Genomic DNA, 13,795 nt, shown 5'->3' with positions numbered 1-13,795 from the left:
ACGAATTAAATTTAAAATTCACTAAGAAAAATTTGTGAAAATTTGTGTAATTTGTGGCAAACGATATTTTTTGTATGCTAATTACTATTGACTAATCACTCTAATAGTATTCTTAACCTGCTCAGCAATTCGTCTCGCCTCCGCCATATCTTCATTTACAATCGTAACGTGCCCCATTTTTCTAAAAGGACGTGTTTGTTTTTTACCGTAAATATGTGGCGTAACACCGTTCCATCCTAAAATGGTTTCGATATTTTCGTAGACAACATCTCCGGAGAAACCTTCGGCACCAACTAAATTAACCATAATTCCGGCAAGTTTACTGTCTGTATCTCCTAACGGAAGATCTAAGATAGCACGTAAATGATTTTCGAACTGTGAGGTATAACTCGCTTCAATAGAATAATGACCGGAATTGTGCGGGCGTGGAGCAACTTCGTTTACCAAAATTTCATCATCATTGGTTTGGAACATTTCAACTGCCAATAAACCAACATGATTGAATTTTTCTGAAACGTTTAAAGCAATTGCTCTGGCTTTTTCAGCGACTTTATCATCGATTCTTGCCGGACAGATTACATATTCAACCTGATTGGCTTCCGGGTGGAATTCCATTTCTACAACCGGATACGTTTTAATTTCTCCTGATGGATTTCTGCAGACAATTACCGCCAGTTCGTTTTTAAAAGGAACCATAGTTTCTGAAATACATTCCACATTTGGAAGCGTATCTAAATCGGAAACTTGGCGAACTATTTTTACGCCATTTCCATCATAACCAAATTCAGTACATTTCCATACAAATGGCAAGGCAACTTCGTTTGATGAAACGGCAGATTTTAGATTTTCTAAATTTCCGAATCTTTTATAAGGTGCAGTTGGGATATTATTTGCAGCATAAAAATCTTTTTGAACACCTTTATTCTGTATTCCTTTTAAGGTTTTAGGAGATGGATATACTTTTAAACCCTCATTTTCTAATTGCGTTAAAGCTTCAAGGTTTACCAATTCGATTTCAAAAGTCAAAACATCAACTTGTTTTCCAAAATTGTAAACCGTATCATAATCCATTAAATCGCCCTGAAAGAATTTATTACAGGCAATTTTACTAGGCGCTTCGTCACTCGGATCCAGAACGTAAGTTTGTATATCAAATTTTCTGGTGTCGAACAAAAGCATTTTACCTAATTGTCCGCCACCTAATATTCCTAATTTAAAATCAGAAGAAAAATAATTCATTTTGCGTTGTGTTTTTGCAAAGATACTTTTTAATCTTTTTTAGCCAAAATTTAGTTTTTAGCCACAGATTAAAAGGATTAAAAGGATTCTGTTTTTTTGCCACGAATTACACGAATTAGCACAAATTTTTTAACGCACTGCAATTAGTGAAAATTAGTGTAATTCGTGGCAACCTTAAAAATCATTTTTAATCCTTTTAATCTGTGGCTGACAAAACCTATTTTATTTTCTTCAAAACTTCTTTTGCAACGGCTTTATAAGCTGCCGAATGATCGCTGAAATCCTTATCAAGAATAACTTTTAGTTCAGGATGAATCCATTTATAATGTTTTCCTAAAAGATATAAAGTTCTTATTGAATAAGCTTTTGTGGCGACTTTTACATCATTTATCAGCCAGTCAAAACTCGCTTCGATACAATCCTGTATATTTTCTTCGGATAGACAGATTTTATTTTCCTCTTTTTTATAATGTGAAGTGACCAAAAGCTGAACCACTTTTGCAATTGGCCGAAGCGAACTTTCATCTTTTAAAACTTTCAAATTCGAACAGAAAAAATCAAGGTGTGGCTGCAGCCAAAGCAATTCTTCGTAAGAAACAAATTCTAAAATCCAACAGGCTTTATGATTGTTTTTGTCTGAAGGTGTAAAACAGATTGAAACTAATTCGCTAAAAAGTGAATGATTTTCTAAAACATCTTGTGCCGCACTTAGCCGATTTTCCCTGTAAGCATTTACATAATTCAGTTTTTCCTGTAATTCAGAAAGCATTTTTCGAAGTTTAAATACTTTGCTAAAATACGTAATTTAATGAGACAATTCCGTAATAATTTATGGGCAAACCAGGATAATAAAATCGTGGTTGCGCATTTCCGATACCTGTTGCATTGGTCAAAATCATGGAAGCATATTTTTCGTTTGTGACATTATTTATTCCAGCATCTAAATGTGCTTTTAATCCCGATAAAATCTCAAATTGATATCCTGTTTTTAAATTCAGCAAAGAGTAAGAATCTGAAAAATTGGCGTTTGAATCATTCATCGGAATTTTATCTGTGAACTGAAAATCGGCTGAAAAATAAAATCCTGAATTCGTATTGAAATTAAAACCTGCGCTTGCTGTATTGGCTGGAACTCCCGTTAATTTGTTTCCAGAATAATCATTTCCGTTATCTGCAAATTCTTTGAATTCATAATTTCCGACAGAAGCTCCAGCATAAGAATTTAAATTAAAAGCCCGATTGATTATCCAATTGTGTTTTAATGCAATTTCGATTCCTTTATGAAATGTTTTTCCGGCATTTACGCCTTTATACTGATCGTCTCCGATTCTTTTAGCAACCAATAAATCTTTAATTTCCATTCGATAAACCGCAATTTCAGCATATAATTTTTTACTGAAAAGATGGAGCTTGCTTCCCACTTCAAAGTTGTAACCCGTTTCTGGTTTTATGTTTTGATTGATATTTCCTGTGCTAGTTAAAGTTTCTTCGGTTGCGGGAAGAGAAAATCCTCGGCTTGCAGAAAAGTAAAAAGTCTGGATTTCATTTGGCTTGAATAACAAAGAAAGCTGTGGCGAAAAAATGCCATCATAACTGTAATGTTCCATTTGATTATTCGCGGAAGCGGGAAAATCATTCTGAAGTTCGAATTTGGTTTTGTTGTAATTTAAACCTGCCTGAATCTCAAATCGGTCAGAAAGTAACGTTCTGAATTGGGAAAAAACATTGTAAAAGTGCCTTTTCTGATTAGTTGCCGAAAGCTGATCACCTTGTAAACTTCCGTTTCCATTATTTTGCTGATACAGATTTTGAAAAGTATCTCCGTTATAATTGTCTGCAAAATATTCAATTCCGCCAATAAACTGATTGTTGATTTTTCCGATTTTAAAATCTCCAGAAAACTGTGTTCTTGCGCCGGAAGTAAAAGTATATTGACGTAAAACATCAAATGGACGAGGTTCGTTGCTGTCTTTGTAATTAATGAAAACAGAAGTTGAATTATTGAGATGGTCGTTTATTTTAAAATCATAAGCCAGTCCTGCCAGAGTCGATTTGTATTCTTTAAACCCTTTTGATGCAACCCAAGTTGGCGCACCTGCCTTGGGATTATTCTCAAAGGTATTTTTGTTGATCGAACTCGGAATATATGCTTTTAAATAGGTGTAATTCGAAAAATAACTCAGTTTGCTGTTTTTCTTTTTAAATAATTCGCCGTCAAGTGTAATTCCTTCCCGATTGTAAGCGCTGTTTTCTCGCCAGCCATCTGTTTTTAAATTGTGATAGCTGAGGTTTAGAGATGAGCTTTTTTCATTTAAATCAAAACTTATTCTGTTTTTCAATAAGCCGTAAGAGCCAAAAACAGAACTGACTTCGACTTGATAATTACCTTTTTTTAATGTTTGAGGAGAAATTAAAATAGCACCGCCCAAACCAGCGCCATAAACGCTCGAAAGCGGCCCTTTTATAATTTCAATCTGATTGATGTTTTGAAGATCGATGTCATCAATTACGGTTTCACTATTTCCTGAAGTTAAAGGAATACTTCCGTAAAAAGCACGAATTTTATTTGTTCCATAAGGCGTTCGCGCTCCAATCCCTCGAATCGAAATTCGGGTTGTGGTGATGTTTGACGATTGCATAAAAACGCCGGGAATGGTATTAATAACATTGCTAATATCTGTAGTATTATTTCGAAGTAATTCTTTTTCAGATAAAATGCCAATCGAAGCCGGCGCATTTTGCAGACTGTCATTAATATGAAAGGAACTGATAATAACTTCTTCCAGTTTTTCAGGCTGGACAGCATCAATAGATTTACCTTTTTCTTCCTGGGCAAAATTGTTTTGAGAAACAATTAAAACAAGAAGAAAAAGGCAATATTTTTTTAAAAGCATAAATGACAGTTTAAGTTTCTGAGCTTAATTCTTAAACACATAGAGACATAGCTTTGGTTTGTGTATAAAGTCGTTTCATTTGCAAAAACGCAGAATAGTTATGTGTTTTAAAAACAAGTGAAACGCCTTTTTTGAAGTTCCGGAAATGCTATGTCTCTATGTGTTTAAAAATCAGCATAAAGTTTGGGATCTGGAATTTATCTCGATAATTATGAGATTGGAATTTTACTTATTCGCCGTAACTTTCCATATCGTATTCCCGCTGTCATCATTTACCAAAAGTGATCCGTCATTCATAACCGTAACAGCAACAGGGCGTCCGTAAACTTCGGCTTTATCAGCATCAGAAATAAAGCCAGTTAAGAAATCTTCCGGTTTTCCGGATGGTTTTCCATCTTTAAAAGGAACAAACAGCACTTTGTAGCCTGATATTACCGAACGATTCCATGAACCGTGCTGTCCCACAAAAGCACCGTTTTTATATTTTGCCGGAAAAGCATTTTTAGTATAAAAAGCCAATCCCAAAGAAGCAGTGTGAGCACCAACCGGAACGTCAGGAACAATTGCTTTATCGATTAAATCTTTTCTTTCGCCTTTCCATCTCGGATCAGGAATACTACCAAAATATGAATAAGGCCATCCATAAAACCCACCTCTTTTTACACTTGTAATATAATCCGGAACCAAATCATCGCCCAGCTCATCACGCTCATTAACGGCAGTCCAGAGTTCTTTTTTATTGGCAGGATTCCAGTCCATTCCCATTGGGTTTCGAAGACCTTCAGCATAAATTTTTTCGCCGGTTCCGTCAGGATTGATTTCTAAAATTGCTGCACGGCGAATTTCTTTATCCATCCCGTTTTCGCCCACATTACTTCCAGAACCTACGCCAATATAAATTTTAGTTCCTTCCGGGTTGGCGAGAAGACTTCGTGTCCAGTGATTGTTGTATCCTCCAGCCGGAAGTTCAACAATTTTGACTCCCTGTGTTTCAAGTTTTAATGGAGCGTTTTTATAAGGATAACGGTAAAGCCCGTCTGTATTTGCCACATAAAAAAAGTCTTTTAGAATAAGCATTCCCAAAGGTCTGTTGAGACCTTTCAAAAAGACTTCTCGGGTTTCAAAAACGCCGTCTTTATCCTTGTCACGTAAAACTATAATTTGGTTTTTGCTTGCTCTGGTACCGCTTTCAACAACAAAAATGTCATTGTTTGGACCAATATAACACCAGCGTGGGTTCTCAAATCCGTCAGCAAATTTTGTAACCGTAAATCCTTCCGGTGCTTTTGGCGTTTTTCCTTCTGGCCAGCCTATTACTTTACTGTTTTTAGATTTAGATTCTGTTGCGTAGGGCGGAGGAAGTGTAATATTTCCAATAGCCGTTTTTACGACATTGGCAGGCTGTTTGGCCAGCGCTTCTTTTTCCTCTTTTATTACCTGGCCATTGCAGGCTGTTATTACAGTTAATAAGCATAGAGATAATAATTGTATGGTAATTTTCATGTTGATTTTGATTAAATATTTGTCAAACAACAATTTAATGATTCAGAAAGAGTTACCCCAAACCGTTTGTAAATATTAACTGATATTTAACATTCGTAAAAAACTCTAGCTACTATAAAATTTTGATACTTACAGTTTGGTAGTAATTCTGTATCTTTGTCCATTATTTTAAAGTACAAAAATAATGATACAACTTCACGATAAACAATTTGTTCCGTTTATTTCGGCTAAAGAAATTGATTTTGCTTTATCCAAAATAGTGGCACAGGTAGAAGATGATTTTGGAGATGATACACCTATTTTTGTTGGTGTTCTGAATGGTGCTTTTATGGTTGTTGCAGACTTTTTGAAAAAATATAAGAGTCCCTGCGAAGTTTCATTTATCAAAATGGCTTCGTATGAAGGAACGGAAAGTACCAATTCGGTTAAAGAATTAATCGGAATTAATCAGGATCTTTCGGGAAGGACCGTTGTCATAATCGAAGATATTATTGACACCGGAAACACAATCGAAGAGTTAAAAAAGAAGTTTAAGGAGCAAAATGTAAAGCATTTTAAAATTGCAACTTTGTTCTTTAAACCGGAAGCTTATAAAAAAGATATCAAAATAGATTATGTCGGAATCAGGATTCCAAACAAATTCATTGTTGGTTACGGTTTAGACTATAATGGTTTAGGAAGAAATTTACCCGAAATCTATAAGTTAGCAGAATAATTTTAAACAAACACAACTATATATTCATTTTAAACTTCTTAAAAAATAGGGAGTCACAACAATTACATTCATTATGATTAACATCGTTTTATTTGGAAAGCCGGGAGCAGGAAAAGGAACTCAGGCAGAATTTTTAAAAGAAAAATACAATTTGACACACCTTTCAACAGGAGATATTTTTCGTTTTAATTTAAAAAATGATACAGAACTAGGTAAAAAAGCAAGGGTTTTTATGGACAATGGAGAGTTGGTTCCTTGCGAATTAACTACCGAAATGTTAATTGATGAAGTAAAAAAACATCCTGATACAGCAGGATTTTTATTCGACGGATATCCAAGAACAATCAATCAGGCTGAAGCGTTAGATAAATTTTTGCCAACAATTGGTTCAGAAGTTACAGCTACTATCGCTTTAGAAGCTGATGACGAAATTTTGGTAGCACGTTTATTAGAAAGAGGAAAAACCAGCGGAAGAGTAGACGATCAGGATGAAGAAAAAATTCGTGTGAGATATCAGGAATATAACGAAAAAACTGCTCCGTTAATTGGATATTACAAAGAGCAAAATAAATTTCATGCCGTAAACGGTATCGGAACGATTGAAGAAATTACAGAAAGATTAACGTCAGTTATAGATAATTTGTAGAAGCTTTTCCAGCTGTACGTGAAATCCCGATAGCTATCGGGACGCTAAAAAAACTATTTTTCCAAACCATAAAACGAGCTTCCTCCGGTCGCTGTTTTCTGGCAGGAAAAATTAGTTTTTTTTAGCTCCGGGCTTTTCTCTTCCATCTGTGCTATAACACGATCAGGTTGCAAATTACATTAACAAACTATTATATAACGAACAAGCCACAAATTGGAAATACTAATAATATTTTTTCTGATACTACTAAACGGAGTTTTCTCGATGTCAGAGATCGCATTGATTTCGGCTAGAAAAAACAGACTGGAAACGGCAGCAAAAAAAGGAAATAAAAGCGCTAAAACAGCACTCGATTTAGCCAATTCCCCAAATAAATTTTTATCGACCGTACAAATCGGAATCACCTTAATCGGAATTTTGACGGGTATCTACTCTGGAGATAAAATTACAATGGATGTTGAAACTTTTGTTAGCGGATTTGAAGTTTTAAAACCGTATGCTCATTCAGTTGCAGTTGGAATCGTCGTTGTTGTTTTAACTTTTTTCTCATTGGTTTTAGGTGAATTACTGCCAAAGCGAATCGGTTTAAATTATCCTGAATCCATTGCCAAAATGGTGGCAATGCCAATGAAAGTAATTTCAATCATTACGGCACCTTTCATTTGGTTACTAACATCATCAACAGATTTTCTACTGAATGTTTTTCAGATAAAACCAACCGCTGACGGAAAAGTTACTGAGGAAGAAATCAAAGCAATTATCAAAGAAGGAACAGAAGTTGGCGAAGTACAGGAAATAGAGCAGGATATTGTGGAACGTGTTTTTCACATTGGAGACCGTAAAGTCAGCTCTCTAATGACGCATCGAAAATCAGTAGACATGCTGCCTTTAAAAGACGATAAAGCTAAAATTAAAGAACTGGTTTTGCATGATTTACATGCCGTTTATCCGGTTTACAAGGATAATTATGATGACATTGTGGGAGTTGTAACCTTAAAAAATATTTTTGCCAATATCGAAAAAGATAATTTTGACCTTGCATCCATAACATCTGAGGCGCCTTATCTGATGGAGCAGACAACGGCTTACAAAGCGTTGGAAAATTTCAAAAAAACAGGTGTTCATTATGCCTTAGTTTCTGATGAATACGGTGTTTTTCAGGGCATGATTACCTTAAACGATATTTTGGAAGCTTTGGTAGGTGATGCGTCAGATTTTTATAAAGACGAATTTCAATTAATAGAAAGAGAAGACGGATCATGGCTGGTTGACGGACATTATTCATTACACGATTTCTTAACCTATTTCGAATTAGATGAATTGACAAACGATTACGAAGTAAATACCGTAAGCGGAATGATCATGACGGAGCTTTCGCATATTCCAAAAGAAGGCGAAAAGTTAATTTGGCAGAAATTTGTCTTAGAAGTTGTCGATATGGACGGCGTAAAGATTGATAAAGTGCTTGTGAAAGCATTAAAAGAGTAGAGAGAATTTTGTTTCAAGTTTAAATGTTTTTAGTTTCAGGTTATCGTACTGCATAACCTGAAACCTGAAACCTGAAACCTGAAACTATACATAAACAAAAACAATGACAGAAGGAAATTTTGTAGATTATGTTAAGATATACGTTTCTTCCGGAAAAGGAGGAAAGGGATCTACGCATTTACATAGGGAGAAATTTATTGAAAAAGGAGGCCCGGACGGAGGTGACGGAGGACGTGGAGGACATGTGTATTTAGTTGGTAATAAAGGTCTTTGGACACTATTTCATTTAAAATTTGCCCGTCATATCAAAGCTGGACACGGTGGAGACGGAGGTGGAGATCGAAGTACTGGTGCAGATGGAGAGGATAAAATTATTGAAGTGCCGCTGGGAACTGTTGTAAAAGATAAAGAAACTGGTGAAACACTTTTTGAAATTACAGAAGACGGAGAAAAACAGATTCTGGCAAGAGGAGGAAAAGGAGGTTTAGGAAACTGGCATTTTAGAAGTTCTACCAACCAGACGCCTCGTTATGCACAACCTGGATTGTTGGGTGTAGAAATGGACGTTATTCTGGAACTTAAAGTTTTGGCAGATGTTGGTTTAGTAGGTTTTCCAAATGCTGGAAAATCGACTTTATTATCTGTATTGACTTCGGCAAAACCAAAAATTGCCGATTATCCGTTTACGACTTTGAAGCCAAATCTTGGAATTGTTGCCTACAGGGATTTTCAGTCTTTTGTGATCGCAGATATTCCTGGAATTATTGAAGGGGCTGCAGAAGGAAAAGGTCTTGGGCATTATTTCCTGCGTCACATTGAGCGTAATTCAACCTTATTGTTTTTAGTTCCGGTTGATACACCTGATATCAAAGCAGAATATGACATTCTGGTGAATGAATTAACGAAATACAATCCTGAAATGCTGGATAAAGAACGTCTTTTAGTAATTTCAAAATGCGATATGCTGGACGATGAATTAAAAGCCGAATTAAAAGCCGAATTGGATGTGTCCTTCAAAGATGTTCCGTATATGTTTATTTCATCTGTTGCCCAGCAAGGTTTGACAGATTTAAAAGACAAGCTTTGGAAAATGCTGAATGAATAATAAAATAAAAAGTTTTATATTAAAAATGCTCTGGAAACAGAGCATTTTTTTGGTTTAATAATATTGAATTCGTAATAGAATTATAAAATTGTAGCACTAAAATACATTTTCAATGACAATTGAATGATGAAATTGTGAAAATGAAGTATCTTCGCAAGACTAATTCAAGTATTATATGAAAAAAATAGTTTTATTTTTAACAATGTGCCTAATGGCATTTCCAGTAAGAGCCGACGAAGGTATGTGGTTCTTAATGTTCATCGAAAGATTGAACCATAGAGACATGCAGAAAATGGGGCTGCAGCTAACTGCTGAAGAAATCTACAGCATTAACCATCACAGTTTAAAAGATGCCATTGTACAGTTTAACGGAGGTTGTACTGCTGAAATCGTTTCTAAAAATGGTTTGGTATTGACCAATCACCACTGTGGTTACGATGCCATTGCCGAACTTTCAACTGCTGAACAAAATTATCTTAAAGACGGTTTTTGGGCAAAAGAAAAAAGTGCCGAAATGAAACCAAAATCGTTATACGTTCGTTTCTTCGTGCGTATGGATGATGTTTCTAAAAGAATTTTGTCAAAAGTAAATGCTTCTATGACAGAAACAGAAAGAAACAAAATCATTCAGCAGGAAATCGCTTTGATTGAAAAAGAAAATAACGAAGGCGGAAAGTATACTGTTTCTGTTCGTCCTTTCTTTCAGGGAAATGAATATTACTATTTCGTTTATCAGGATTATAAAGATGTTCGTTTAGTAGGTACGCCTCCTGAAAGCGTGGGTAAATTTGGTGGAGACACTGATAACTGGGAGTGGCCGCGTCAAACCGGAGATTTTTCTATGTTCAGAGTATATGCTGACAAAGACGGAAATCCTGCAGAATATTCTAAAGACAATGTGCCTTTGCAGCCAAAACATTATCTGCCTGTAAGCATTAAAGGTGTAAAAGAAAATGATTTTGCCATGATTTTAGGGTATCCGGGAAGAACAAACCGCTGGATGCCAGCCGGAGGAATCGAGCAAAATATAAAATATGCTTATCCTGCGTGGGTTGAAGGTGCTAAAACCGGAATGGATGTAATGAAGAAGTATATGGATAAAGATGCCACTGTTCGTTTACAGTATGCTTCAAAATATGCTTCGACAGCCAACTACTGGAAAAACCGTCAGGGAATGATAGATGCCTTAACAAAAGCAGGAACGGTAGATGTAAAGACAGCACAGGAAGATAAATTCTACGACTGGGCGAGTAAGCCTGCGAATAAGGAAAAGTATGAAAATGTAATTCCGACAATCAATGATTATTACAGAGAAACAAATTTAAAAGCGACTCACGATAATTATTTGATCCAGCTTTTACGTACTTCAGCTCTTGCTACAGCACCTGCAAATTTAGGAAATGCATTGATTGCTTACTCTAAAGAAAATGATGCTAAAAAAGCAGAAATGCTGCCTAAAATCAACGCAATGGTTGAAGATATTTATGGCGAGTTTTATGCTCCGTTAGAAAAAGATGTTTTGACTGCACAGTTAAATTTATATGCTTCTAAAGCGGCTGAATATGGTTTAGCACCACAAATTGCTAAAATGAAAGCGGCTAATAATGGTGATTTTACTGCTGACATAGCAAAAGCAACTGAAACTAGTTTTTTTGCATCTAAAGAGAAAGTTTTAGAATACTTAGCAAGCCCAAAACCGGCGGCGCTTCCAATAGATCCATTATATATAATCTCCTCTGATTTGCTGACAAAATATCGTACTAAATCAGATGATCAGGCAAAAGCGGATGATGGTTTTGCAACTGCTTATCGTTTATTGGTGGAAGGTTTAAGAGAATCAAAACTGAATGCAATTAAATATCCGGATGCAAACTCAACTTTAAGATTAACTTACGGAAAAGTTCGCGCTTTGCCTGCAGATCCTCGTAATGATGCTAAAATCAACAACTATACAACCATGGAAAGTATGGTGAAAAAGTATAAAGCGGGAGACCAGGAATTTGATTTGCCAGCCCGTTTGTTAGAATTGAATAAAGCAAAAGATTTTGGTCAATATGCTGATAAAGCGGGATACATGCCCGTAAACTTTTTAACAGACAATGATATCACAGGAGGAAACTCTGGTTCACCGGTTCTTAACGGAAAAGGAGAGTTAATCGGAATTGCTTTTGACGGAAACATCGAAGCAATGGCTGGTGACGTAATTTTTGACTCTAAATTGCAAAGAACAATCAACGTAGATATTCGTTACGTACTTTGGATTATCGACAAATACGCCGGAGCAAAAAACATTATTGACGAATTGACTATTGCAAAATAATCTCAATTTATTTATAAAATTAAACCCGACAGATTTTTCAAGGTCTGTCGGGTTTTTTATTTATACTTGAATTAAATTTGATTAGTTATTATGTCAATTTTCGATTCTAATTTTTGAAAATCCTTATCATTTGTAACTACCTTATATTTGTTGTTCCTTATTAATTCTACTAAATAAGCATCATTGAAATCAACTATATCAAAGTCTTTTAGGATGGTTTCCTTATCTATTCCATTAAAGAAATCTGAAATTAGATGAATATTTGGCAAATCTAAAATTGATTGTAATAGTTCTTTTGCATTCTTAACACTTTTCTTATAGTCCGGTGTTATTCCAAAATCTTTTTTAAAGTCTTTGCTTTCTGTAAACTTATTTTTCGTTTTCCATTGCTTAAAATCTACTCTGAGTAATACATTTGCAAATTCAGATAAAATCATTGAAGAAATATAAATAGGAATTTCTCTTTGTAAAGATTCTTTGAAAAACTTTGAATATTCTTTCTGGTCTTTTTTTTGGTAATTAGCAAGGTTTCCAAATAATAACAACCAAACATTTGTGTCAAAAAAAAATTGGTCTGTATAGCCAATTTTATAAGTTTCTATATTAATCGTTGCCATTTATAGCATCATTAGAGTTTTTTTCAAAACTTTCTTTATTTGCAAAATATTCTTTGGCTCTTTCCGTTACTTTTTTAAATAAAATTTTATCCTCTTCAGCGACATTGGTCAATTTGAGATAAGGTGCAATTTCTTCACTTTTATATTTACTATAAAGTTGACCTATAGCAGCATTTAAAAAAGCAGTAGTTAAAACGATAATCTCCGAAAAATCTAATTTAGTTTTTGTTTGTTCTTCTAGATTTTTGTCTAAAAGATTAAAAACTAAATTTCCATCATCAGTTGTAACAGCAAAGTTTCCACCGATAACTTCATTAATTTTTATATTTCCCATTGTAATTACCATGAATAAGTTTGCAAAGTTAAAAAATATTATCTAAATCTATCTCTTCTTTAAGAATATATTCGTTTGTGTCTGACAAATTAAACTCGAGGTTGGCTATGGTTCCAGGAAAAGAAAAATTTAATTCCTGTTTATATATTTTACCTCTTCTTAATTCCCAATAACCATCAGAAGATATAATTTGAATTTTACCACCGTTTAATTTAATAAAGTCAAAAATTATTGCAAGCCCTAAACCACCAGAAATATTTCCAGTTTTTGTGGTGTTTTTATCTTTAGTAGCCCATTCAATACAATCGCTTCCACTCCAATTTGATTTATTAAAATTATTAACGTTATATTTAATTGTCTGCCCCATATCAACAATCGTTATATCTAACAATTTCTTTGTTGGAAAGTACTGTCCACATGTGTGTATGTTTTTACAAGCACCATGCGTTCTTGCATTTTCATATAACTCAAAAATACTTTCGTTAATTTTTTTACTTAATAGTTTTGAAAGCTTTGGAAAGCCTTCCTTTTTTAAAATTTCATTATCTATATAAAATGAAAATGATTTACCTTGTTTGCGACTAAATGTTTTATATTCAAGTTCAGTATTATAAGTCGACGCAGGTTTGTTTACTCCATACTTTAATAAAAAACCATTTCTTGCTAAGATATCTTTTGGTTGTTTAATATTATCTAATTTAATAATATTTCCTCTATTTTCAAGTTCTTCAATCATTGCGCCAAAAATTGCACAAAGATTTGCTTCTAACCAAAAGTTATTACGAAAATCAATTGTTATTTCACTATTATAAATTGTAGACATTTTTTCATAAAATTCAATTAGTTTTTCATAACCCGTCACTTCAGATGTTATTTTGGAAGGGAACTCGATTTTCATTTCAAACATATTGAATGGTTTTATGATTTTGATTTT

12 protein-coding genes are annotated in these 13,795 nt (G+C 34.4%); 5 read left to right on the top strand and 7 right to left on the bottom strand.

Annotated features, from left to right (window positions below; genetic code table 11):
• Nucleotides 1–84 precede the first annotated feature (84 nt).
• The 4 genes from OZP09_RS09440 to OZP09_RS09425 form a co-directional block, all read right to left on the bottom strand.
• Nucleotides 85–1,239, bottom strand: coding sequence for a 5-(carboxyamino)imidazole ribonucleotide synthase (locus tag OZP09_RS09440; protein ID WP_269237546.1), 1,155 nt, complete (start codon nt 1,237–1,239; stop codon nt 85–87).
• A 217-nt stretch (nt 1,240–1,456) separates the two neighbouring features.
• Nucleotides 1,457–2,008: a HEAT-like fold family protein gene (locus OZP09_RS09435; RefSeq protein ID WP_269237545.1), complete on the bottom strand. Its 552-nt coding sequence runs from the start codon at nt 2,006–2,008 to the stop codon at nt 1,457–1,459.
• 22 nt (nt 2,009–2,030) lie between these two features.
• Nucleotides 2,031–4,133 carry a TonB-dependent receptor gene (locus tag OZP09_RS09430; protein ID WP_269237544.1) on the bottom strand — a complete coding sequence of 701 codons (2,103 nt, stop codon included), beginning with the start codon at nt 4,131–4,133 and terminating at the stop codon, nt 2,031–2,033.
• Between the two features lie 225 nt (nt 4,134–4,358).
• Nucleotides 4,359–5,636: a PQQ-dependent sugar dehydrogenase gene (locus OZP09_RS09425; protein ID WP_269237543.1), complete on the bottom strand. Its 1,278-nt coding sequence runs from the start codon at nt 5,634–5,636 to the stop codon at nt 4,359–4,361.
• A gap of 184 nt (nt 5,637–5,820) precedes the next feature.
• Here OZP09_RS09425 and hpt point away from each other — a divergent pair, with 184 nt between their 5' ends.
• From hpt to OZP09_RS09400, 5 genes are all read left to right on the top strand, one after another.
• The gene (gene hpt / locus OZP09_RS09420) at nt 5,821–6,351 is read left to right on the top strand and encodes a hypoxanthine phosphoribosyltransferase (RefSeq protein ID WP_269237542.1); all 531 of its coding nucleotides are present in this window, start codon (nt 5,821–5,823) and stop codon (nt 6,349–6,351) included.
• 73 nt (nt 6,352–6,424) lie between these two features.
• Nucleotides 6,425–6,997, top strand: coding sequence for an adenylate kinase (locus tag OZP09_RS09415; RefSeq protein WP_269237541.1), 573 nt, complete (start codon nt 6,425–6,427; stop codon nt 6,995–6,997).
• A 213-nt stretch (nt 6,998–7,210) separates the two neighbouring features.
• The gene (locus OZP09_RS09410) at nt 7,211–8,485 is read left to right on the top strand and encodes a hemolysin family protein (protein WP_269237540.1); all 1,275 of its coding nucleotides are present in this window, start codon (nt 7,211–7,213) and stop codon (nt 8,483–8,485) included.
• A 103-nt stretch (nt 8,486–8,588) separates the two neighbouring features.
• Nucleotides 8,589–9,590 carry a GTPase ObgE gene (obgE, locus tag OZP09_RS09405; protein ID WP_269237539.1) on the top strand — a complete coding sequence of 334 codons (1,002 nt, stop codon included), beginning with the start codon at nt 8,589–8,591 and terminating at the stop codon, nt 9,588–9,590.
• Nucleotides 9,591–9,765: 175 nt separating this feature from the next.
• Nucleotides 9,766–11,910, top strand: a complete 2,145-nt coding sequence (locus OZP09_RS09400) for a S46 family peptidase (protein ID WP_269237538.1) — start codon at nt 9,766–9,768, stop codon at nt 11,908–11,910.
• Nucleotides 11,911–11,981: 71 nt separating this feature from the next.
• Here OZP09_RS09400 and OZP09_RS09395 read toward each other — a convergent pair whose 3' ends face one another.
• From OZP09_RS09395 to OZP09_RS09385, 3 genes are read right to left on the bottom strand one after another with little or no spacing between them, the layout of a single operon-like run.
• Nucleotides 11,982–12,527 (bottom strand): type II toxin-antitoxin system VapC family toxin, encoded by a 546-nt coding sequence (locus OZP09_RS09395; protein WP_281310665.1) that lies wholly within the window; start codon nt 12,525–12,527, stop codon nt 11,982–11,984.
• Entirely contained in the window at nt 12,514–12,861 is a 348-nt protein-coding gene (locus OZP09_RS09390) for an STAS-like domain-containing protein (RefSeq protein WP_281310664.1), read from the bottom strand. Before OZP09_RS09390 ends, OZP09_RS09395 begins: the two co-directional genes overlap by 14 nt.
• 28 nt (nt 12,862–12,889) lie before the next feature.
• Complete coding sequence (locus OZP09_RS09385) at nt 12,890–13,768, bottom strand: hypothetical protein (RefSeq protein ID WP_281310663.1); 879 nt, start codon at nt 13,766–13,768, stop codon at nt 12,890–12,892.
• Nucleotides 13,769–13,795: the final 27 nt, after the last annotated feature.

The sequence above is a fragment of the Flavobacterium flavigenum genome (genome assembly GCF_027111255.2).
Classification (GTDB): domain Bacteria; phylum Bacteroidota; class Bacteroidia; order Flavobacteriales; family Flavobacteriaceae; genus Flavobacterium; species Flavobacterium flavigenum.
The sequence above is the reverse complement of the archived record's forward strand: the minus strand, read 5'-3'. Positions and strand labels throughout refer to the sequence as shown.